General features: G+C 73.0%; 19 protein-coding genes and 3 pseudogenes. 17 read left to right on the forward strand and 5 right to left on the reverse strand.

The genetic code is table 11. The features are described from left to right. Positions 1–47: 47 nt before the first annotated feature. From alr to V8690_RS26390, 4 genes are all read left to right on the forward strand, one after another. The gene (gene alr / locus V8690_RS26375; RefSeq protein ID WP_338782566.1) at positions 48–1,217 is read left to right on the forward strand and encodes an alanine racemase; all 1,170 of its coding nucleotides are present in this window, start codon (positions 48–50) and stop codon (positions 1,215–1,217) included. A gap of 134 nt (positions 1,218–1,351) precedes the next feature. After that, entirely contained in the window at positions 1,352–2,611 is a 1,260-nt protein-coding gene (locus V8690_RS26380; protein WP_338782567.1) for an alpha/beta hydrolase, read from the forward strand. Continuing rightward, positions 2,577–3,098, forward strand: a complete 522-nt coding sequence (tsaE, locus tag V8690_RS26385; protein ID WP_338782568.1) for a tRNA (adenosine(37)-N6)-threonylcarbamoyltransferase complex ATPase subunit type 1 TsaE — start codon at positions 2,577–2,579, stop codon at positions 3,096–3,098. The genes V8690_RS26380 and tsaE overlap by 35 nt, the downstream gene beginning before the upstream one ends. A 142-nt stretch (positions 3,099–3,240) precedes the next feature. Next, a complete protein-coding gene (locus V8690_RS26390; protein WP_338782569.1) occupies positions 3,241–3,426 on the forward strand; it encodes a hypothetical protein in 186 nt (61 codons plus the stop codon). A gap of 90 nt (positions 3,427–3,516) precedes the next feature. On the opposite strand, the gene V8690_RS26395 is transcribed toward V8690_RS26390, so the two are convergent. Next, positions 3,517–4,074, reverse strand: coding sequence for a hypothetical protein (locus V8690_RS26395; protein ID WP_338782570.1), 558 nt, complete (start codon positions 4,072–4,074; stop codon positions 3,517–3,519). 137 nt (positions 4,075–4,211) lie between these two features. Between V8690_RS26395 and tsaB the strand changes: the two genes are divergently transcribed. From tsaB to V8690_RS26415, 4 genes are read left to right on the forward strand one after another with little or no spacing between them, the layout of a single operon-like run. Next, positions 4,212–4,865, forward strand: a complete 654-nt coding sequence (tsaB, locus tag V8690_RS26400; protein ID WP_338782571.1) for a tRNA (adenosine(37)-N6)-threonylcarbamoyltransferase complex dimerization subunit type 1 TsaB — start codon at positions 4,212–4,214, stop codon at positions 4,863–4,865. Between the two features lie 29 nt (positions 4,866–4,894). Beyond that, entirely contained in the window at positions 4,895–5,392 is a 498-nt protein-coding gene (gene rimI / locus V8690_RS26405) for a ribosomal protein S18-alanine N-acetyltransferase (protein ID WP_338785463.1), read from the forward strand. Continuing rightward, positions 5,385–6,500, forward strand: a complete 1,116-nt coding sequence (gene tsaD / locus V8690_RS26410; protein ID WP_338782572.1) for a tRNA (adenosine(37)-N6)-threonylcarbamoyltransferase complex transferase subunit TsaD — start codon at positions 5,385–5,387, stop codon at positions 6,498–6,500. Before rimI ends, tsaD begins: the two co-directional genes overlap by 8 nt. Further along, positions 6,497–6,754 carry a hypothetical protein gene (locus V8690_RS26415; protein WP_338782573.1) on the forward strand — a complete coding sequence of 86 codons (258 nt, stop codon included), beginning with the start codon at positions 6,497–6,499 and terminating at the stop codon, positions 6,752–6,754. Before tsaD ends, V8690_RS26415 begins: the two co-directional genes overlap by 4 nt. Positions 6,755–6,874: 120 nt before the next feature. Here V8690_RS26415 and V8690_RS26420 read toward each other — a convergent pair whose 3' ends face one another. Together V8690_RS26420 and V8690_RS26425 are read right to left on the reverse strand one after the other, a co-directional pair. Then, entirely contained in the window at positions 6,875–7,159 is a 285-nt protein-coding gene (locus V8690_RS26420; protein WP_338782574.1) for a hypothetical protein, read from the reverse strand. A gap of 105 nt (positions 7,160–7,264) precedes the next feature. Then, positions 7,265–9,576, reverse strand: a pseudogene (locus V8690_RS26425) (glycoside hydrolase family 3 N-terminal domain-containing protein). A 162-nt stretch (positions 9,577–9,738) separates the two neighbouring features. Between V8690_RS26425 and V8690_RS26430 the strand changes: the two are divergent. From V8690_RS26430 to V8690_RS26440, 3 genes and pseudogenes are all read left to right on the forward strand, one after another. Further along, entirely contained in the window at positions 9,739–10,803 is a 1,065-nt protein-coding gene (locus V8690_RS26430; protein WP_338782575.1) for a LacI family DNA-binding transcriptional regulator, read from the forward strand. Positions 10,804–10,933: 130 nt separating this feature from the next. Beyond that, positions 10,934–12,285 (forward strand): annotated as a pseudogene (locus tag V8690_RS26435) (endo-1,4-beta-xylanase). 72 nt (positions 12,286–12,357) lie between these two features. Next, on the forward strand, positions 12,358–13,413 hold the full coding sequence (locus V8690_RS26440) for an LCP family protein (protein ID WP_338782576.1): 1,056 nt from the start codon (positions 12,358–12,360) through the stop codon (positions 13,411–13,413). A gap of 34 nt (positions 13,414–13,447) precedes the next feature. On the opposite strand, the gene V8690_RS26445 is transcribed toward V8690_RS26440, so the two are convergent. After that, entirely contained in the window at positions 13,448–14,113 is a 666-nt protein-coding gene (locus V8690_RS26445; RefSeq protein ID WP_338782578.1) for a helix-turn-helix domain-containing protein, read from the reverse strand. A 94-nt stretch (positions 14,114–14,207) separates the two neighbouring features. Here V8690_RS26445 and V8690_RS26450 point away from each other — a divergent pair, with 94 nt between their 5' ends. The 3 genes from V8690_RS26450 (at position 14,208) to V8690_RS26460 (ending at position 17,586) form a co-directional block, all read left to right on the forward strand. Beyond that, positions 14,208–15,680, forward strand: coding sequence for an MFS transporter (locus tag V8690_RS26450; protein ID WP_338782579.1), 1,473 nt, complete (start codon positions 14,208–14,210; stop codon positions 15,678–15,680). 43 nt (positions 15,681–15,723) lie between these two features. Next, entirely contained in the window at positions 15,724–16,080 is a 357-nt protein-coding gene (locus V8690_RS26455) for a YciI family protein (RefSeq protein ID WP_338782580.1), read from the forward strand. Between the two features lie 282 nt (positions 16,081–16,362). Beyond that, positions 16,363–17,586, forward strand: coding sequence for an RNA polymerase sigma factor (locus V8690_RS26460; RefSeq protein WP_338785464.1), 1,224 nt, complete (start codon positions 16,363–16,365; stop codon positions 17,584–17,586). 10 nt (positions 17,587–17,596) lie between these two features. On the opposite strand, the gene V8690_RS26465 is transcribed toward V8690_RS26460, so the two are convergent. After that, entirely contained in the window at positions 17,597–18,760 is a 1,164-nt protein-coding gene (locus tag V8690_RS26465; RefSeq protein WP_338782581.1) for a methyltransferase domain-containing protein, read from the reverse strand. A gap of 415 nt (positions 18,761–19,175) precedes the next feature. Between V8690_RS26465 and V8690_RS26470 the strand changes: the two are divergent. The 3 genes and pseudogenes from V8690_RS26470 to groES all read left to right on the forward strand — a co-directional run bounded on the left by V8690_RS26470 (position 19,176) and on the right by groES (position 21,417). Continuing rightward, positions 19,176–20,098: pseudogene (locus tag V8690_RS26470) on the forward strand (polysaccharide deacetylase family protein). Further along, positions 20,095–20,841 (forward strand): polysaccharide deacetylase family protein, encoded by a 747-nt coding sequence (locus tag V8690_RS26475; RefSeq protein ID WP_338782582.1) that lies wholly within the window; start codon positions 20,095–20,097, stop codon positions 20,839–20,841. Before V8690_RS26470 ends, V8690_RS26475 begins: the two are co-directional and overlap by 4 nt. 267 nt (positions 20,842–21,108) lie before the next feature. Continuing rightward, positions 21,109–21,417, forward strand: coding sequence for a co-chaperone GroES (groES, locus tag V8690_RS26480; RefSeq protein WP_053135717.1), 309 nt, complete (start codon positions 21,109–21,111; stop codon positions 21,415–21,417). The last annotated feature ends 61 nt before the right edge of the window (positions 21,418–21,478 follow it).

Below are 21,478 nucleotides of genomic sequence, written 5' to 3' on the forward strand. Positions count from 1 at the left end.
GGGCCGCTGCCTCGGGCGTGTCGGGCCCCTCTGAGACACTGGGCGCGATGAGCGAGAGAACAGTCCCGCGGACCGCGCCCCTGCGCGCCCGCGCGGAGATCGACCTGGCCGCCCTGCGGGCCAATGTGCGGGCGCTGCGTGCCCACGCGCCGGGCGCGGCCCTGATGGCCGTGGTGAAGTCAGAGGCGTACGGCCACGGGGCTGTGCCGTGTGCCCGCGCGGCCGTCGCCGCGGGGGCGGACTGGCTGGGCACGGCGACGCCCGAGGAGGCCCTCGCCCTGCGGGCCGCCGGGCTGCCGGGCCGCATCATGTGCTGGCTGTGGACGCCCGGCGGACCCTGGCGCGAGGCCATCGAGGCGGACCTCGACGTGTCCGTCAGCGGGATGTGGGCCCTGGCCGAGGTCACCGAGGCGGCCCGGCTCGCCGGTCGGCCCGCGCGGGTGCAGCTCAAGGCCGACACCGGGCTCGGCCGGGGCGGCTGCCAGCCCGGGGACGACTGGGCCGGGCTGGTCCGGGAGGCGCTGCGCGCCGAGGCCGAGGGGCTCCTGCGGATCACGGGGCTGTGGTCGCACTTCGCCTGTGCCGACGAGCCCGGCCACCCTTCCATCGCCGCCCAGCTCGGCCGCTTCCGGGAGATGGTCGCGTACGCCGAGGAGCAGGGCGCCCGCCCCGAGGTCCGGCACATCGCCAACTCGCCGGCCACGCTCACGCTCCCCGAGAGCCATTTCGACCTGGTCCGGGCCGGCATCGCCACCTACGGCATCTCGCCCAGCCCCGAGCTCGGCACCCCGGCCGACTTCGGGCTGCGCCCGGTGATGACGCTGTCCGCCGCGCTCGCCCTGGTCAAGCACGTGCCGGGCGGGCACGGCGTCAGCTACGGCCACCGGTATGTGACGCCCGGCGAGACCACCCTCGGCCTCGTCCCGCTGGGCTACGCCGACGGCATCCCGCGGCACGCCTCCTCGGCCGGGCCGGTCCTGATCGAGGGCAAGTGGCGCACGATCGCGGGGCGGGTCGCCATGGACCAGTTCGTGGTCGACCTGGGCGGTGACGAGCCCGCGCCGGGCGCCGAGGCGGTGCTCTTCGGGCCGGGGGACCGCGGCGAGCCCACCGCCGAGGACTGGGCCCAGGCGGCCGGAACCATCGCCTACGAGATCGTGACCCGGATCGGAACGCGTGTTCCCCGCGTCTATGTGAATGAGGAACAGGACGGGTAACTCGCACAGAGGACCGTTCACGCGAAGAACACCAGGCACCCTGGCAACAGCAGCAAGCAAGCGCGACAGCAGCCACAACCACGGCGGCAGCCACAAGCATCGGCAGCAGTCCCCCGGGCGAAGAGGAGCGGTACGTGAGCGAGAGCAGTGCGGAGGTCGTCGCGAACGCCGCCACCGCGGCCGTCGCGGCCTCCGCCGCGGGCGCGGCGGGAGGCTGGCGCCGGGCGACCGGCATCGCCGGTGTCGCGATAGGCGTGGTGGCCGCGGGAGCGGCCGCCGGTGTCGCCCTGGAGCGGATGACGGTCGGCCGGGGCATGCGCCAGAAGGCCCGGCTCGCCCTCGACTCCGCGGGCCCCTACGGCTCGCTGCGCGGCATGCCCGGAAAGGCGTCCGCCGACGACGGCACGGAGCTGTACTACGAGGTCGACGACCTCGACCCGGAGGCCGCCCCCGCCGCCATCGGCCCGCGCCGCCGACGGCTCTTCGGCCGCAAGGCCCCCGCCCCCGTCACCGTCGTCTTCAGCCACGGCTACTGCCTCAACCAGGACTCCTGGCACTTCCAGCGGGCGGCGCTCAGAGGCGTCGTACGGACCGTCCACTGGGACCAGCGCAGCCACGGCCGGTCCGGGCGGGGCGTGGCCCAGGGGCGGGACGAGCCGATCACCATCGAGCAGCTGGGCCGCGACCTGAAGGCCGTCATCGACGCGGCCGCGCCCGAGGGGCCGATCGTGCTGGTCGGGCACTCGATGGGCGGCATGACGGTGATGGCGCTGGCCGACCAGTACCCCGAGCTGATCCGGGAGCGGGTCGTCGGGGTGGCCTTCGTGGGCACGTCGTCGGGGCGGCTCGGCGAGGTCAACTACGGGCTTCCGGTGGCCGGCGTCAACGTGGTGCGGCGGGTGCTGCCCGGCGTGCTGAAGGCGATGGGGCAGCGGGCCGACCTGGTGGAGAAGGGGCGCCGGGCCACCGCGGAGCTGTTCGCCGGGATCATCAAGCGGTATTCGTTCGCGTCCCGGGACGTCGACCCGGCCATCGCCCGGTTCGCCGAGCGGATGATCGAGAGCACGCCCATCGACGTGGTCGCCGAGTACTACCCGGCGTTCAACGACCACGACAAGACCGAGGCGCTCGCCCACTTCGCCGACATACCGGTCCTCGTCCTGGCCGGGGTGCAGGACCTGGTCACGCCGAGTGAGCACAGCGAGGCGATCGCCGATCTGCTGCCGGACGCCGAGCTGGTGCTGGTGCCGGACGCGGGGCACCTGGTGATGCTGGAACACCCGGAAGTGGTCACCGACCGCCTCGCCGACCTGCTCACCCGCACGGGTGCCGTGCCCGCAGGAGCTACCGTGAAGGGTTATGGAAGCACCAGCAGCACTGCACAACCCGGCTGAGCCCGGGTCCGTCCAGATCGTCGTCACGTCCCCCGAGCAGATGAGGGAGCTGGGCCGCCGGCTCGCGAAACTGCTGCGCGCGGGTGATCTGGTGATGCTCAGCGGAGAGCTCGGGGCGGGCAAGACGACACTGACGCGCGGGCTGGGCGAGGGGCTCGGTGTGCGCGGGGCCGTCACCTCGCCGACGTTCGTGATCGCCCGAGTGCATCCGTCGCTGGGCGACGGGCCGCCGCTGGTCCATGTCGACGCGTACCGGCTGTCCGGCGGGCTGGACGAGATGGAGGACCTCGATCTCGATGTCTCGCTGCCCGAGTCCGTGGTCGTGGTGGAGTGGGGCGAGGGCAAGGTCGAGGAGCTGACCGAGGACCGGCTCCAGGTGGTCATCCACCGGGCGGTGGGCGACACGACCGACGAGGTCCGGCAGATGACGGTCACCGGTGTGGGGGAACGCTGGGCTTCGGTGGACCTGAGCGTGCTCGCGGCGTAGCTCCCGCCGCGTGGTGTTCTGATGAACGTTCCGACAAGGCGTCGGCAAAATGTTGCGTTCGGCGTCTCGTGCGTGGTCACATGGTATCCAGTCCGTAGTTAGGTGTGCCTAACTACGTCCGCCCCGCCTTCGGGAGGCGTCCATGTCGGCTACAGAGAGCAAGGGGCAGCCGCTGCCGTTCGCGGTCGCCGGGGTGTCCATGCGTGACCTGCTCGCGGCGGGCGAGGCGGCAGCGCTGATCTCCACGCCACCGCGGGCTCCCGAGCCGGAGTTCGCCGAGCCGGGCGAGCCGGTCGGGTCGGTGGCGAACCACCGCGAAGCGGCCTGATCCGCACGACAGGCCCTGGAACGACGGGCCCTGCAACGACGGGCCCTGGAACGACGGGCCCTGGAACGACAGGCCCTGGAACGACAGGCCCTAGCCGACGACCACGACCTTGCGGCCGATCGTCGCGAACGTCCACATCGCCGCGCCGTCCGCGCGTGACTCGCGGATGCCGCCCGTGCGGACCTTCCTGGCCGGTGCGGCGGTCGAGTCGGCCACGGCCGCGCTGAAGCCGATGACCACGCCGTCCACGCTGGTGAAGCGCACGACGTGCTCGACGGGGACGCCGTCGGAGCCGGTGACCGCGTTCGAGCGGGACGTGACCGCGTAGGTGCCCGGGGCCGGGTCCACCGCGCTCGGCTCGACCTCGAACGTGCGGGTGACCGTCCCGCCCTCGCCGACCAGCCACACCCGGTCGCCGCGCAGGGAGTACACGACCCGTGCGCCCTCGCCGGAGCCGCCGGGCAGCGCGGCGGGGTCCTTCCTGGCCCGGGGCGGCGCCTTCGAGACGCCGGCCGCCGGTGCGGCGCCCGCCTGTTCCCTGCCCAGCCCTGCCGGGAGGGTCTGTGACGCCTGGTGGGCGAGGTAGCCGACCGCCGCGAGGGCCGCGGCGGTGAGCCCGGCCACGATCCCCGAACTGCTGACTGCCACCGGCGCCCACCTCCGCGTCGTACGTCCCTGTCGTGCACGGTGCGCATGCCGCGCCGTGACGGAAGGTGACGGTAGCAGCAGGTGACGGCCCGGGCGGTGCGGCCGTGCCGGGCCCCGGGGAGCCGTAGGCTGTTTGCGTGCTCTTGCTCGCTCTGGATACCGCCACACCCGCCGTCACCGTCGCGCTGCACGACGGCCGGGACGTCATCGCCTCGTCGAGTCAGGTGGACGCGCGCCGGCACGGGGAACTGCTGCTGCCCGCGATCGACCGGGTGCTCGCCGAGGCCGATCTGACGCTCGACGCCGTCACCGGGGTCGTCGCCGGCATCGGGCCGGGCCCGTACACCGGGCTGCGGGTCGGGCTGATGACCGCCGAGACCTTCGGGCTCGCGCTCGGCGTCCCCGTGCACGGCGTGTGCACGCTGGACGGCCTCGCCTACGCCGCCGACATGGAGGGCCCGTTCGTCGTGGCGACCGACGCCCGCCGCAAGGAGGTGTACTGGGCGCGCTACGCCGACTCCCGCACCCGCGTCACCGACCCGGCCGTCGACCGGCCCGCCGACATCGCCGAGCAGGTCGCGGGGCTGCCCGCGGTCGGCGCGGGCGCGCTGCTGTACCCGGACGCCTTCCCCCAGGCGCACGAGCCCGAGCACGTGTCCGCCGCCGCGCTCGCCCGGCTGGCCGCCGAACGGCTGGCGGCGGGCGAGGAACTCCCCGCGCCCCGGCCGCTGTATCTGCGCCGCCCCGACGCCCAGGTCCCCAAGAACTACAAGGTGGTCACGCCCAAGTGACCGAGCCCGAGACCTGTGTGCTGCGCGAGATGCGCTGGTGGGACATCGACCCCGTGCTGGAGCTGGAGCGTGACCTGTTCCCCGACGACGCCTGGTCGCGGGGCATGTTCTGGTCGGAGCTGGCCCATGCGCGCGGGCCGGAGGCGAGCCGGAAGTACTTCGTGGCCGAGGCGGGGGAGCGGATCGTCGGGTACGCCGGTGTCGCCTCCTCGGGCGAGCAGGCCGACATCCAGACCATCGCCGTCACCCGGGAGTACTGGGGGACGGGGCTGGGCGGCCGTCTCCTCACCGGACTGCTGCGGGCCGCGACCGCCTTCGAGTGCGCCGAAGTGATGCTGGAGTGCCGTGTGGACAACGTCCGCGCGCAGAAGCTGTACGAGCGCTTCGGCTTCGAGGCCATCGGCTTCAGGCGCGGCTACTACCAGCCGGGGAACGTGGACGCCCTGGTGATGCGACTGACCACGAAACCCGACAGCGGCTCCGCCGCGGGTTCGACTTTCGTACAAGGGACCCAGATCAATGACTGACTCACGCGACTCACGCGACGAGCCTCTCGTCCTCGGCATCGAGACCTCCTGTGACGAGACCGGCGTCGGCATCGTCCGCGGCACCACCCTGCTCGCCGACGCCGTCGCCTCCAGCGTCGACGAGCACGCCCGCTTCGGCGGTGTCGTGCCCGAGGTCGCCTCCCGGGCGCATCTGGAGGCGATGGTCCCCACCATCGACCGCGCGCTGAAGGAGGCGGGAGTCAGCGCCCGCGACCTCGACGGCATCGCCGTCACCGCCGGTCCCGGCCTCGCCGGTGCCCTGCTGGTCGGCGTCTCGGCGGCGAAGGCGTACGCGTACGCGCTCGGCAAGCCCCTGTACGGCGTCAACCACCTCGCCTCGCACATCTGCGTCGACCAGCTGGAGCACGGCGCGCTGCCCGAGCCGACCATGGCGCTGCTGGTGTCCGGCGGCCACTCCTCGCTGCTGCTGTCCACGGACATCACCTCCGACGTCCGCCCGATGGGCGCGACCATCGACGACGCGGCCGGTGAGGCCTTCGACAAGATCGCCCGCGTGCTGAACCTGGGCTTCCCGGGCGGCCCGGTCATCGACCGCTACGCACGCGAGGGCGACCCGGACGCGATCGCCTTCCCGCGCGGCCTGACCGGCCCGCGCGACCCGGCCTACGACTTCTCCTTCTCCGGGCTGAAGACGGCCGTGGCCCGCTGGATCGAGGCCAAGCGGGCGGCGGGCGAGGAGGTTCCGGTGCGGGACGTGGCGGCCTCCTTCCAGGAGGCGGTCGTGGACGTGCTGACCCGCAAGGCCGTCCGGGCCTGCAAGGACGAGGGCGTCGATCACCTGATGATCGGCGGCGGTGTGGCCGCCAACTCCCGGCTGCGCGCCCTGGCCCAGGAGCGCTGCGAGGCGGCCGGGATCCGGCTGCGGGTGCCGCGGCCCAAGCTGTGCACGGACAACGGGGCGATGGTCGCCGCGCTCGGCGCCGAGATGGTGGCCCGCAACCGCACCGCGTCGAGCTGGGACCTGCCGGCGGACTCCTCGCTGCCGGTGACGGAGCCGCACGTGCCGGGCCACCAGCACGGCCACGACCATGTGCACGAGATCAGCAAGGAGAACCTCTACTCGTGACGGTCGCCCTGATGTGGGAGGCGCGGGCGGTGCCCGGCCGGGGCGAGGACCTGCTGGCCTGGGCACGCGCGCAGGAGCTGTCCCGTGAACCCCTGCGCCGGGAGACCCTGCGCGCCCCCCAGGACCGGGTCCTCGTCATCACCTGGTGGAACGCCCCGTACGACGCCGAGCTGCCCGAACTGCCGGAGCCGGACGGAGAGTTGGTCACCCGGGCCGTGCACCGGTGGCGGTTCGAGTCGGTGGGCGCCGGCTGACCGGGAGCTCGCACGGCCTGCTCTCGACGTGACCCCGCCACAACAGCAGGCCGTGCCCGCGCTCCCAGTGGGCGGCGACCGCGGCCTGGCCCAGCCAGTCGAGAGCCGACCACAGTCAGATCACCGCCGTCCACGGCTCCCACAGGGCCGACGGCACCGCGAACAGCGTGTACAGCACGAACTCCGCGGGCTGAACGGCCGGTCGCGCAGGAAGCGCTCGGTGGCCAGGGCCGGGTCGGTGCCGTCGAGCCGTACCGCCTTCTCGAAGTCCCGTACCTCGCCGAACCACTTGATCCTGGTGGCCTTGAGGAGCGTCCACACCACGATGGAGGCGAGCACGGCGGCGGCGTACAGCCCCAGCCGGCCCGGTTCGGACGGCGGGGAGAATCCGCGGACCGGGCCCACGGTCGTCAGGCGACGGCCGTGGCGGCCAGGACCGAGACGAAGGCCCGCAGTTCGTGGTGCACCAGCTTGTCCATGCGTTTCCCCCGGCATCCCCCGAGCGGAGGCTCACCCCACCCCCGACACCTCCGTCTCGCACCGCAGCCGCCGGTCGGCGCCGAGCACCCGGGCCGGGCCCGTGAGGGCGAGGCGGGCCGTGTGGCGTAGGTCCGTGCTGGACGCCGCCAACCGTAGTTCCAGGGCGCCCGGTTCGACCACCTTGCGGCCCGAACGGCCGGTGAACGCGGAGAGGTCCGTGTGGAAACGGAACGTCACCCGTGCCGCCTCGCCCGGGGACAGCTCCACGCGCCGGTAGCCGACCAGCCGGATGTCGGGCCGGGTCACCGACGCCACCGGGTCGTGCAGGTACAGCTGCACCACCTCCGCGCCCTCGCGGTCGCCTGTGTTGCGGACGGTCACCGAGACGTCGTACGCCCCGTCCGTGCCGATCTGAGCCGGCTCCTCGCCGCCCGTGCCGTCCTCCCACGCGAACGTCGTGTACGAGCGGCCGTGCCCGAAGGCGTACAGCGGGGTCGGGTCGAGGCTGCTGACCTCGCCCGCGAGGCCGAGGGGCGGCTGGAGGTAGGTCCAGGGTTGGCCGCCGGGGGCCTGCGGGACGCTCACGGGGAGGCGGCCCGACGGGTTCACGCGGCCCGACAGCACTCCCGCGACCGCCGGGCCGCCCTCCTCCCCCGGGAAGAACGCCTGGACGACCGCGCCCAGGCGTCCGTGCCAGCGGCCGAGAGCGTAGGGACGGCCGGTCAGCAGCACCAGCACCACGGGGACCCCCGTGGCGACCAGCTCGTCCAGCAGCTCGCCCTGGGCGCCCGGCAGGGCGAGGTCCGTCGCGTCGCAGCCCTCGCCCGAGGTGCCGCGGCCGAACAGTCCCGCCCGGTCGCCGAGGACCGCCACGCACACGTCCGCCTCGGCGGTGCGGGCGATGGCCTCGTCGAAGCCGGAGGTGTCCGGGTCCGTCACGTCGCAGCCCTGCGCGAACGTCACCTTGGCGTCGGGGAGTTCGGTGCGCAGGGCGTCGAGGACCGTCGGGATCTCGATGCCGGTCGGGACACCGGGGTGGTGGGTGAGGACGTGGGAGGGGAAGGAGTAGCAGCCCAGCATGGCCAGGGCGTCGGCCGCCCGGGGGCCGATCACCGCGATCCGGGTGTCGGGGGCCAGCGGGAGCAGGCCGTCGGGGTTGTCGAGCAGGACGACGGACTCCTCGGCCAGGCGGCGGGCCAGGATCCGGTTGCCCGTCGAGTCGAGCTCGACCGTGATGGCCGGCTGGGGGTCCAGTCCTCGTCCAGCAGGCCCAGTTCGCACTTCTGGAGCAGGACGCGGCGGGCCGCGCGGTCCACGAGCTCCTCGGGGATCTCGCCCGAGCGGACCGCGTCCACCAGCGGATCGCCGTAGCACCTCAGGCTCGGCAGTTCCACGTCGATGCCGGCCTCCAGGGCCGCGTGGGCCGCCTCGGCCGGGGTGCCGGCGACCCGGTGGAGGGTCTGGAGGAAGCCGATGCCGAAGTAGTCCGCGACGACCGTGCCGGTGAAGCCCCACTCCTCGCGCAGGAGCCCGGTCAGCAGCTCGGGGTCCGCCGAGGCCGGGACGCCGTCCCGCTCCGTGTACGCGGCCATCACCGAACGGGCCCCGCCCTCGCGCAGCGCCATCTCGAAGGGCGGGAGCGTGATGTCGGCGAACTCGCGGATGCCCGCCCGCACGGGCGCCAGGTTGCGGGCGCCGGCCGAGGAGGCGTACCCGGCGAAGTGCTTCAGCGTGGCGACGACCCCGGCCGACTCCAGGCCCCGCACATAGGCCGTGCCGACCGTGCCGACCAGGTACGGGTCCTCGCCGATCGTCTCCTCCACGCGGCCCCAGCGCGGATCGCGTACGACGTCCAGAACGGGCGCGAGGCCCTGGTGGACGCCGACCGAGCGCAGGTCGGCGCCGATGCGGCGGGCCATCTCCTCGACCAGTGCGGGATCCCAGGTCGCTCCCCAGGCCAGCGGGACCGGGTAGGCCGTGGCCTGCCAGGCGGTGAAGCCGGCCAGGCACTCCTCGTGCGCGATCGCCGGGATGCCGAAGCGGCCGGCCTCGGTGATACGGCGCTGGGCGCGGGCCAGGGCCTGCGCGCCCAGCGCCGGGTCGACGGGGGCGGTGCCGAAGGAGCGCGTGAGCTGGCCGAGTCCGCGGGTGATCAGCTCGTCCCACTCGTAGTCCACGGTCATGTCGTGCTGGTGCGGAGCGACTCCGTCGCCGTCCGTCGCGGCACCCACCCACACGCCGTACAGCTGGGCGGTCTTCTCCTCCAGGGTCATCCGGGAGAGCAGGTCGTCGACGCGGGCGGGGGCGGGCAGGGCGGGGTCACGCCAGGGCGCGGTGGTCATGAAGCTCCTGTCGGGTGGACGGACGGCCCTCTCACGAACGGTGCTCACGAGCGCTCTCACGCCCGCTTCCACGAATGTTTCGATAAGTATGTCGAATGTTCCGGGAACCTATGGCGCCACGGGGACTTCGTCAAGGGGGCCCGCAGGGATACGATCGCCGCCATGACATCCCCGGAGCCGGTGGAAAGCCGGACGCAAAACCGGACGCAGGGGCGCAGCGCGCAGACCGCGACGCTCGCCGAGATCGCCCGTGAGGCCGGTGTGTCGGCGCCGACTGTTTCGAAGGTGCTCAACGGCCGGGCCGACGTCGCCCCCGCCACCCGGGCCCGCGTCGAGGACCTGCTGCGGGCCCACGGCTACCGGCGCCGCCGAGCCGAGGCCACCCGCTCACCCCTGATCGACCTGGTCTTCCACGAGCTGGAGAGCGCCTGGGCGCTGGAGGTCATCCGGGGCGTGGAGAACGTGGCCCGGGACGCGGGGCTCAGCGTGGTGCTGTCCGAGAGCGCGGGGCGGCTCACTCCCGGGCGGACCTGGGCCGACCAGGTCGCCGCGCGCCGCCCGCACGGCGTGATCCTGGTCCTGTCCGGGCTCGACGAGTCACAGCGGGCGCTGCTGACCAGCCGCTCCATCCCGTTCGTGGTGATGGACCCGGCCGGCGACCCGGGGGCCGACGTGCCGTCGATCGGCGCGACCAACTGGCAGGGCGGTCTCGCCGCCACCCGGCACCTGGTCGAGCTGGGGCACCGCAGGATCGGCGCGATCAGCGGGCCGACGCAGATGATGTGCAGCCGCGCCCGGGTCGACGGCTACCGGGCCGCGCTGGAGACGGCCGGGCTGCCGGTGGATCCCGGGCTGATCATGAACGGCGACTTCCACCACGAGGCCGGCTACCGGCTGGGCCTGGAGTTGCTGCGCCGCCCCGACCGGCCGACCGCCGTCTTCGCCGGGAACGACCTCCAGGCGCTCGGGCTGTACGAGGCCGCGCGCGAACTGGGGCTGCGCATCCCCGAGGACCTGAGCGTGGTCGGGTTCGACGATCTGCCGGTGGCGCCCCTGGTCGGGCCGCCGTTGACGACCGTACGGCAGCCGCTGACGGAGATGGCCGAGGCGGCGGCCAAGCTGGTCCTCGACCTCGGCCGCGAGGCGGGCACCCCGGCGGCCACGCGGGTCGAGCTGGCGACGAGCCTGGTGGTGCGCAGCAGTACGGCGGCGCCCGCGGGCGGCTGACCACTGGTGCCGTAGTGACGGTGTTGCGGTGTCCTGACGCGTGGTCCGGTGCCTTGACGGGTGTTGAGGTCCCCTCCACACTGCACCGAAGCCAATCGGTTGCACCACCGAAACTTTCGGAGGCACCGCAATGAGATCGCTGAGATCGGGCTTACTCACATCCCTGCTGGCCGGCGTCGTCGCGGCCGGCTCCTGCTGGTGGCGGCCCCCGCGTCCCACGCCGCCGACGCCCCGCTGCGCGACCTGGCCGACGCCAAGGGCAAGGTCATGGGCACGGCGGTCACCGGCTCGAAACTCACCGGCACGTACGGCGAGATCGCCGGGCGCGAGTTCAACTGGCTCACCCCCGGCAACGCCATGAAGTGGGGCTCCGTCGAGCCGAGCCGGGGCAGCTACAACTGGGCCGAGGCCGACCAGATCGTGAACTTCGCCCAGGCCCACGACCAGCAGGTGCGCGGCCACACCCTGCTCTGGCACCAGCAGAACCCGGGCTGGCTGACGAACGGCAACTGGACCCGGGACCAGCTCAGCGCCATCGTCCAGGATCACATCGCCACCGAGGTCGGCCGCTACAAGGGCCGGGTGGCCGCCTGGGACGTGGTGAACGAGCCCTTCAACGAGGACGGCACCTACCGCCCGACCCTCTTCCACACCACCCTCGGCCAGGACTACATCGCACAGGCCCTCACCTGGGCCCGGGCCGCCGACCCGAGCGCCAAGCTGTACATCAACGACTACAACGTCGAGGGCGTCAACGCGAAGAGCACGGCTCTGTACAACCTGGTCAAGTCGCTGAAGGAGCGCGGGGTTCCGATCGACGGGGTCGGGCTTCAGGCCCATCTCATCGTCGGCCAGGTGCCCTCGACGATGCGGCAGAACATCCAGCGCTTCGCCGACCTGGGCGTCGACGTGGCGATCACCGAGCTGGACATCCGGATGCAGCTGCCGGCGACGCAGGAGAAGCTGACCCAGCAGGCCGCCGACTACAAGGCGGTCATGAACGCCTGCCTGGCGGTCGCGCGCTGCACCGGCGTCACCGTCTGGGGCTTCACCGACTCCGACTCCTGGATCCCGGACACCTTCCCCGGCCAGGGCGCGGCGACCCCGTACGACGAGAACTACCAGCCGAAACCGGCGTACCACGCCATCGCCGAGGCCCTCGGCGGGACGACGACCCAGCCGCCGACGGGCGCCTGCTCGGCGACGTACAGCGTCACCAGTCAGTGGAGCACGGGCTACACGGGCCAGGTGCGGATCGCCTGCTCGGGGGCCTCGCTCGCGTCGTGGAAGGCCAACTGGACGTTCGGCGCCGGGCAGCGGATCACGCAGGCCTGGAACGCGAGCTGCACGCAGTCGGGTGCGGCGGTCAGTTGCGTGAACGCCCCGTACAACGGATCGGTGCCGGACGGCGGTTCGGTCACCTTCGGCTTCAACGGCTCGTGGAGCGGGAGCAACCCGGTGCCGGTGGCGACTCTGGGATGAGAACGGACCGAGAAGTCTGAGAATTTCCGAAGAAAATCGCCCTGGGTGCTCTGCTCGTAATAATTCGGACTTATGTTCCTGCCCGTGACGGGACGCGAAGGGAACGGGGACGCGGGCGGAGCGGTGGGCCGGCGGTCGAGAGCGCTGCGGATCGCCGGCCTCGCCCTGGCGGGTGCGCTGGTGCTCGGCATCGGGGCGGCGGGCTGGGCCTACCGGCATCTCAGCGACAACATCACCAGCGTTGACATCAACAACGCCCTGGGCGACAACCGCCCGTCGAGGCCGGCGGTCATGCCGTCCCCCTCCGCACCGGCCCTGCCCAGCGGGGCTCTCAACATCCTCGTTCTGGGCTCCGACTCGCGCAGCGGCGAGGAGAACCGGAGGCTCGGCGGCGGCGACAGTGCCGGTGCCCGCTCCGACACGGCGATGGTCGTCCACCTCGACGCCGGGCGCACCAGCGCGACGGTGGTGAGCATCCCGCGCGACACCCTGGTCACCCGCCCCTCCTGTCCGCGCCCGTCCGGCGGGTCGACGGCGGTGGCGTACAACTCCATGTTCAACAGCGCGTATGCGGTGGGCGGTCCGGTCTGCGCGGTGAAGACGGTCGAGGCGGTCACCGGCGTCCGCATGGACCACTACATCGAGATCGACTTCTCCGGCTTCGCGAAGCTCGTGGACGCGCTCGACGGCGTCACCGTCACCACGGACGAGGACATCGCCGACGACGACAGCCATCTGCACCTCAAGGCGGGCACCCACCACCTGGACGGCGCCCAGGCCCTCGCCCTGGCCCGCACCCGGCACGGCATCGGCGACGGCAGCGACCTGGGCCGCATAGGCCTCCAGCAGAAACTGGTGAAGGCACTGCTGGACCAGATCGCCGCGCAGGACCTGCTCACCGACCCGGCGAAGCTGTACCGGGTCGCGGACGCCGTGACCGCCGGTCTTACCACCGACACCGGCCTGGACTCCCTCGGCGAGCTGACCCGGCTCGGGCAGAGCCTGAAGGGCCTGTCGGCGAGCGCGGTGCGGACGGTGACGATGCCGGTCGTGCGGGCGCCCTCGGATCCCAACCGGGTGGTGGCCGAGGAGCCGGAGGCGCGGGAGCTGTGGGAGTCGCTGCGCTGAAGGTGCGCCGTGTCGGCGTGTCTGCCGACGTGCCCTATCGGTGGGCGAGCAGCCCGTCCACCACCGCCGCCAGCTGTGCGGCCACGTCGTAGCCGCCGGTGATCTCCTCCCACTGCTCAGACAGGGCGGCGAGACGCGGCAGTTCGGCGGCGTCGGCCGGGGTGACGAGGTCGGGGAAGAAGGGCCTGCGGCCGGGGTCCGACGCGGCGCGGCGTTCGTCGGCGCGGCGGAAGACCAGGGCGCCGTGGACGACGTACCAGACGGTGCGGTAGGCGTGCACCGCCTGGCGGGGCGTCAGGCCGCAGCGGATGGCGCAGTCGATGATCTCCTCCGTCATCCACAGCGCGCCCTTGTCGGTGAGGTCGCCGAGGCTCAGCACGTCGACGACCCAGGTCATCTCGCTGAGCACCGCGTGCATATGGACGGCGGTGGCCAGCAGGCGGTCCCGCGGCTCCTCGGGCAGGTCCGGGCGCGGGACCTTCGCCGCCAGGCCGGACAGCACGAGCATCAGCAACTGGTCCTTGTCGCGCACGTGGTGGTAGAGCGCCATCGGCGTCGCGCCGACCTCCTTGGCCACCCGGCGCATGGAGACCGCCTCGACGCCCTCCTCCTGGATGATGCGCCGCGTCACGTCGACGATCTGCCCCGCCTCGATGCGCCGGGGGCGGCCCACGGCCCGCTTCTGTCCTCCACCTGTCACGCGTGCATTCTCCATCGGCCGGTCTCCGCACGGGCACGGCTGTTTTCCGTACGCGTATAGCTATTTTATGTACGCGTATACTAACCTGCCGGGCATGATGAACTCGCAGGCCCTCTCCCGTTGGTTACTGCCGGTGCTGCTCACCGTGCAGTTCCTCGTCTCCCTCGACATCTCCGTCGTCAACGTCGCGCTGCCCGACATCGACAGCGGACTGCACTTCGACCCCGGCTCCCTGGCCTGGGTCGTCAACGCCTACGCCCTGACCTTCGGCGGGCTGCTCCTGCTCGGCGGTCGGCTCGCGGACGTGGCCGGGCGGCGCCGGCTGCTGGTGGCCGGGTTCGTCGTGTTCGGCGTGGCGAGCCTGTTCGGCGGACTCGCCCAGACGCCCGGGCAGTTGATCGCGGCCCGGGCGGCGCAGGGCGTCGGGGCCGCCGCGCTCGCGCCCGTCGCGCTCGCCCTCATCACGGTCAACTACGCGGAGGGGACGGCCCGTTCGCGCGCCCTGGGGCTGTGGGGTGCCGCAGGGGCGGCCGGGGCTGCGGTCGGCGTGCTGGCCGGCGGGCTGCTCACCGACTGGGCCGGCTGGCGGTCGGTCATGCTGGTCAACGTGCCTGTCGTGGCCGCCGCCCTCGCCGTCGTACGGCCCGCCGTGCCCGCCGACGACCGGCCCGGGGACGGCCCGCGGCCCCGGCTGGACCTGGTCGGCGCGCTGCTCGCCACCGCCGGGACCGCGCTGCTCGTGCTCGGGCTGGTGCGGACCGAGTCCTACGGCTGGACGTCCTGGCCGACCGCCGCAGCGCTGGGCGCCGCGGCGGTGCTGCTCGCCGCGTTCACGGTCACGGAGACGCGGGTACGGCAGCCCCTGCTGCGGCTCGGGCTGCTCCGGAGCGGCCCCGTGCTCGCCGCGAACGTCTTCGCGCTGCTGATGTCGGCCGGGCAGTTCGCCGCGTTCTACTTCACCTCCCTCTACACGCAGCAGGTGCTCGGCTACGGGCCGACGGCCGCAGGCAGCGCTTTCCTGCCGTTCTGCGTCGGTGTCGTGGCCGGCTCGGTGATCGCCACCCGTGCGGTCGGCCGGGTCGGCCCCGGCGCCCTGCTGGTGGCGGGCGGGCTGCTCGGCGCCGCCGGGTTCGCCTGGTTCGCGGCGGCGGTGGCGGTGGACGGCGGCTTCCTGCTCACCGTCCTCGGACCGTCGGTGGTGGCGAGCGTGGGTACCGGCCTGTGCTTCGTCCCGCTCGGGACGGCCGCCACGACCGGCGTCCCGGCAGCGGAGACGGGCATGGCGGCCGGACTGCTCAACAGCTCACGGCAGGTGGGCGGTGCGGTGGGGCTCGCGGTGCTGGTCACGGTGGCGGCGCAGGCCGGGGGCCCGGGAGTGCGAGGGCTGGTCGACGGGTTCTCGGCGGCGTACTGGGTGTCGGCGGGACTGCTGGCGGTGGCGGCCGGGGCGGCCGGGCTGCTGTACGGGAAGAGGGCGCTGCCCGCGGAAACGCCGGCCGGAGAAAAAACTTCGAAGAAATCCGGGGCGCGTGTCGAATCGGGCGTCTCCCGATCGACGCAGGGGTGAGAGCGAGGAAAGGCCTCGCTCCGCAGAGTGCCGAGGAGTCACCATGCCGCGCTTTCTCACCCTGATCCGCATCGACGAGAAGAACGCCCCCGCCGAGGGCCCGAGCCCCGAACTCCAGGAGCGGATGGGCAAGCTCCTGGAGGAGATCACCAAGGCCGGCGTCATGCTCGACACGGCCGGGCTCACCCCGACCGCGGACGGCAGCCGGGTGACCTGGGAGGGCGGGAAGCTGTCCGTCACCGATGGGCCGTTCACCGAGTCGAAGGAGGTCATCGGCGGCTACTCGATCAGCCAGTGCAAGGACAAGGCCGAGGCGATCGAGTGGACCAAGCGGTTCCTGTCCCTGCACGAGGACTACTGGACGATCACCGCGGAGGTCCGGCAGATCGCCGAGGGCTGACCGGTACTGGCTTGGCCGGGAGGCGCCAGGGGTGTCTGATGGTGGGCTGTGACCCCGCAGCCCACCGCCGACCCGAGCGGCGCCATTGCCGATCCGAGTGGTGCCGCCGCCGATCCGGGCGGCGCCATCGACGGCCCGAGCGGTATCGCCGCCGATCCGAGTGGTGCCGCCGCCGGTCCGAGCGGTATCACCGTCGGTCCGGGCGGTGCCGCTGCCGGTCCGAGTGGTGCCGCCGCCGGTCCGGGCGGCACTACCGCCGACCCGAACGGCGCCAACACGGCCATCGAAACCGTCTTCCGGCTCGAGTCGCCCCGCATCATCGCCGGCGTCGCCCGGGTCGTCCGGGACGTCGGCATCGCCGAGGAACTCGCGCAGGACGCGCTGGTCGCCGCGCTGGAGCGGTGGCCGCGGGACGGGTTGCCCGACAATCCGGGCGCCTGGCTCATGGCCACCGCCCGCAACCGCGCCGTCGACCTGGTCCGCCGCCGCGAGAACTACGCCCGCAAGCTGGCGGAGATCGGCCGGGACCTGTCGACGGTGTCTCCACCGGAGGTGCCCGCCGACCCGGACGACATCGACGACGACCTGCTCCGCCTGGTCTTCACCGCCTGCCACCCGGTCCTGTCCACCGAGACCCGCACCGCCCTCACCCTGCGCCTCCTCGGCGGCCTCACCACGGCCGAGATCGCCCGCGCGTTCCTGGTCCCCGAGCCGACCGTCGCACAGCGCATCGTCCGCGCCAAACGCACCCTGGCCACGAGGAACATCGCCTTCGAGGTGCCCTACGGCCCCGACCGCGAGGCCCGCCTCGGCTCGGTCCTCGACGTCATCTACCTCGTCTTCAACGAGGGATACGCCGCCACGGCCGGCGAGGACTGGCTCCGCCCGTCCCTGTGCGAGGACGCCCTGCGCCTTGCCCGGGTGCTCTCTGCCCTCATGCCGAAGGAACCCGAGGTGCACGGCCTGACCGCGCTCCTGGAGTTCCAGGCGTCCCGCACGGCGGCCCGCACGGGCCCCTCGGGCGAACCCGTCCTCCTCAAGGACCAGCACCGCGCCCGCTGGAACCGCATGCTCATCGCCCGTGGCATCACCGCGCTGGGCAGGGCAGAGGCCACCTCCTCCGGCGCCCCGGGCCCGTACCTCCTTCAGGCCGCCATCGCCGCCTGCCACGCGCACGCGTACACCTACGAGGAGACCGACTGGTCCCGCATCGCTACCCTGTACGGCCTGCTGGCCGCCCGCTCCCCGTCCCCGGTCGTGCAACTGAACCGCGCGGTGGCCGTCTCGATGGCCGACGGCCCGGGCCCGGCCCTGGCCCTCGTCGACGCCCTGACGGACGACCCCGCCCTGCGCGACTACCACTTGCTGCCCAGCGTGCGAGGCGACCTGCTGTCCCGCCTCGGCCGCACGACGGAGGCCCGGGCGGAGTTCGAACGGGCGGCGTCGCTGACGCGCAACGAACGGGAACGGGAACTGCTGCTGGGACGGGCGGCGGAGCAGGTCTGACGGTTCCCGCCTAGGCGGGGTGCCCGATGAGCATCGCCGGTGCTCCCGCCACCCGGGTCAGGAACACCGTGGCCGAGTGCCGGCCCTGGGGCTTGACCTTCCTGCGGAGCTCCTCCGGCTCGACCGCCGAGCCCCGCTTCTTCACGGTCAGATTGCCGACCTCCCGCTCCCGCAGCAGGGCCTTCAGCTTCTTGACGTTGAAGGGGAGATGGTCGGTGATCTCGTAGGCGGTGGCATACGGGGTGGGGTGCAGTGCGTCGGCCGTGACGTACGCGATGGTCGCGTCGAGCAGTCCGCCGCCGACCTCGTCGGCCACCTCGGCGACGAGGTGGGCCCGGATGACGGCGCCGTCGGGCTCGTACAGGTAACGGCCGGGCGGGCGGACCTCCGGGTCGGGCAGGCCGCGGGAGAGCAGGGTGCGCGGACCCGGCAGCAGGGTGGCCCGTACCGCCCCGGGCGCGGTGCCGAACCACAGCACCGCCTCCTTCACGTCGCCGCCGTCGGAGATCCACTCGGCCTCGGCGTCCTCCGGTACCGCCTCGTGCGGGATGCCGGGCGCGATCTTCAACGCGGCGGCGCGAGGGGCGCGGCGGGCTGCGGAAACGGCCCAGGACAGGGGTGGTGAGTACGCCTCGGGGTCGAAGATGCGGCCCCGGCCGCCGCGCCTGGCCGGGTCGACGAACACGGCGTCGTAACCGGCCGTGTCCACCTCCGTGACATCCGCCTCCCGCACCTCGATCAGGCCGGCCAGCCCCAGCGCCTGGGCGTTGGCCCGCGCCGCCGCGGCCGTCGACGGGTCCCGGTCGACGGCCAGGACCCGGATCCCGGCCCGGGCCAGCGCGATCGCGTCACCGCCGATGCCGCAGCACAGGTCGGCGACCGAGGCCACGCCCGACTCCGCGAGCCGTCGCGCCCGGTAGGCCGCCACGCTCGCCCGGGTCGACTGCTCCACCCCGTTCGGCGTGAAGAACATCCGTCCCGCGTCCTCGGCCCCGAACTTCACCACCGCCCGCTGCCGCAGCCGCGCCTGGCCCAGCGCCGCCGACACCAGCTCGGCGGGGTGCTCGCGACGCAGCCGGGTCGCGACGGCCAGTTCCCGCGCCGGATCGGTGTCCCGCACCTCGTCGAGGAGGGCGCGGCCTTCGGGAGTGAGGAGGAGGGCGAGGTCGTTCACCGGCTCATTGTCGGCCACGGGTGGTGTGGGCGTTGGGTGCGGTGTGGCGGTGGGCGGTTTGGTCTGGGGTGCGGGCCGGTCCAGATGTGGGGGTGAGGAAGGGGCAGGGCCCGGCACGCCGGTCGGTGCGGGGCCGGGCGTCGGGCGACGGCTCTTGGTCCGCGGGGCGTCCTCCGCTCCGGTTGCGCCGGGAGCGGCGCCGGCTCCGGCATCCTGCGGCGCCGCCGGAACAGGGCGGCCGACCCGGTGGTCCGTCGTGTCGCGGAGGTCGGCCCGGCCCGGGGCCGGGCCGGCCGGCGTGGTCCGTCCGCGTGCGCGCGGAGCCGGGCCCTGTGTGAGCCACTCGGTGGATGGTGCGCCGTCGGTCGCGGTGTCGGGGCCGATCCGGGAAGGCCGGCTGCGAGGATCCCGCACCATGCGAGCAGTCGTACAAAATAACAAAAGCCGGGCATCTGGCGGTGTGCGGATCGGCATCGCCGTGCTCGCCCTCGCCGCCGTCGCCTCGGGCTGCGCGCAGGGCGACAACGGCCGGATCACCCCGGCCGGCGGCCAGCAGCCCCTCGACGCGCCCCCGGCACGCGCCCTCGACTCCTACGCCTCCAAGCTGCGCGCCGCGCACGCCGCCCGGGTCGTCGCCGCACAGCGCTGGGGGCTGAAGAGGGTTCCCCTGGGCGCCCCGCCGGCCCCGCGAAGAAGCCGAGCATCAGGACCCGCGAGGGCTTCGAGGTGGACGGCCACCGGAGACTGAACCTGCCGCCCGTCTTCACCACGGTCCCCACCAAGGACAAGGTCGTCTTCCTCACCATCGACGACGGCGCCGAGAAGGACCCGGCGTTCCTGCGGATGATGAACGAGCTGAAGATCCCGTACAGCGCCTTCCTCAGTGGCTACCTGATCAAGGACGACTACCGCTACTTCGAGAAGATGCAGGACGGCGGCGTGGTCCTGAACAACCACACCCTCCGCCACCGCTCCATGCGGGGCCTGTCGTACCGCGCGCAGATGCGCGAGATCTGCGGCATGCAACGCCTCATCGAAAAGCGCTACGGCAAGCGCCCGACGCTCTTCCGCCCGCCCTTCGGCAGCTACGACAGGACGACCCTGCGCGCCGCCAAGGCCTGCGGCATCGAGTACGTGCCCCTCTGGAACGAGGAGGTCTTCGCCGACCGCTGGGAGTACCGCGAGTGGGACCGGAGACTGCACCCGGGTGACATCGTCCTCACCCACTTCCGCGGCCGCGGCCAGTGGCGGGGCACGATGCCCGACATGATCCGCCGCTTCCTGAACGAGGTCACGGCCGAGGGGTACGCGGTGGCGCGGCTGGAGGACTACCTGTGAGGCGGTGGTCGCCGGCCGCCGTGGTCTGCGCCGGGGTGATCCTGCTGGCCGGCTGCGCCGGGGGCGCGGGGGAGCGGGCGGGAGCGGACGGCCGGGGCCAGTCCCCGACGCACGCGTCGAGCGCCGTCCGCGGGCCGGACCGCGGCGACCGAGGCGGTCTCCCGTCCGTCGTGGACCGCGTCCGCACCCGCGACCGGGTGGTCTTCCTGACCTACGACGACGGCGCCGAGCGCGACCCCCGCTTCGTCGGCCTCGTCCGCGAACGGCGGCTTCCGGTCAGCATGTTCCTCACGGACAGCGTCGTAGGGCCCGGTTACGGCCACTTCGCCCGCCTGCGCGCGGTCGGCGCGTCCATCCAGAACCACACCCTCGACCACCCGGCCCTGCGCGGCCTGCCCTACGCCGGCCAGCGCGCCGAGATCTGCGGCCAGCAGCACAAACTCCGCTCCCGCTTCGGCGTCCGCCCCCGCCTCTTCCGCCCGCCCTACGGCACCTACGACACGACGACCCTGCACGCCGCCGCCGACTGCGGCATCACGGCGGTCGTCCTCTGGCGCGCGTCCCTGGGGGCCGACGGCGATCTGACCTACACCCGCGGCGAGCCCGCCCTGCGCCCCGGCGACATCGTCTCCGTCCCGTCGGGCGAACCCGCGTCCCTGACCCTGACGGAACGGACGGTACGGCTGCTGCGCGAGATCGAGGGACGGGGGCTGCGGGTGGGGCGGCTGGAGGACTACCTGTGAGGGGGCGCCAGCCCCCGGAGGGCGGGACACCGACGCCGGGTGCCCAGCACAAACGTACGCCGACCCGACTCCATGGCCGACGCGCCGAGGGCGATTGGCACTCCGCTTGACCGAGTGCTAATCGCAGTCATAGTCTCGGCTCTGGCACTCCCCACCGGAGAGTGCCAACACAGCGACGGGCAGGTCCGGCACCCGCGACGACGGATCCACCTGGTCGCCACCTCAGACAGTTAACCCCGTGAGATCTCCGAAGGGGGAGGTCGGATCGTGACGACCACCAGCTCCAAGGTTGCCATCAAGCCGCTCGAGGACCGCATCGTGGTCCAGCCGCTCGACGCCGAGCAGACCACCGCCTCTGGCCTGGTCATCCCGGACACCGCCAAGGAGAAGCCCCAGGAGGGCGTTGTCCTGGCCGTGGGCCCGGGCCGCTTCGAGGACGGCAACCGTCTTCCGCTCGACGTCTCCGTCGGCGACGTCGTGCTCTACAGCAAGTACGGCGGCACCGAGGTGAAGTACAACGGCGAGGAGTACCTCGTCCTCTCGGCCCGCGACGTTCTCGCGATCATCGAGAAGTAGTTCACCCCAAGCACATTGCTTTCAGCTGCGCCCCTGGCCCCCCGCGATCGATAAGAAGCCG

The sequence above is a fragment of the Streptomyces sp. DG1A-41 genome, from assembly GCF_037055355.1.
In the GTDB taxonomy this organism is placed as follows: Bacteria; Actinomycetota; Actinomycetes; order Streptomycetales; family Streptomycetaceae; genus Streptomyces.

Coding starts and splice junctions, on each gene's coding strand:
- V8690_RS26450 (WP_338782579.1), top strand. CDS start 14,208: ATGATGAACTCGCAGGCCCTCTCCCGTTGGTTACTGCCGGTGCTGCTC.
- rimI (WP_338785463.1), top strand. CDS start 4,895: ATGCGCTGGTGGGACATCGACCCCGTGCTGGAGCTGGAGCGTGACCTG.
- alr (WP_338782566.1), top strand. CDS start 48: ATGAGCGAGAGAACAGTCCCGCGGACCGCGCCCCTGCGCGCCCGCGCG.
- V8690_RS26390 (WP_338782569.1), top strand. CDS start 3,241: ATGTCGGCTACAGAGAGCAAGGGGCAGCCGCTGCCGTTCGCGGTCGCC.
- V8690_RS26430 (WP_338782575.1), top strand. CDS start 9,739: ATGACATCCCCGGAGCCGGTGGAAAGCCGGACGCAAAACCGGACGCAG.
- V8690_RS26440 (WP_338782576.1), top strand. CDS start 12,358: ATGTTCCTGCCCGTGACGGGACGCGAAGGGAACGGGGACGCGGGCGGA.
- V8690_RS26455 (WP_338782580.1), top strand. CDS start 15,724: ATGCCGCGCTTTCTCACCCTGATCCGCATCGACGAGAAGAACGCCCCC.
- tsaE (WP_338782568.1), top strand. CDS start 2,577: ATGGAAGCACCAGCAGCACTGCACAACCCGGCTGAGCCCGGGTCCGTC.
- tsaD (WP_338782572.1), top strand. CDS start 5,385: ATGACTGACTCACGCGACTCACGCGACGAGCCTCTCGTCCTCGGCATC.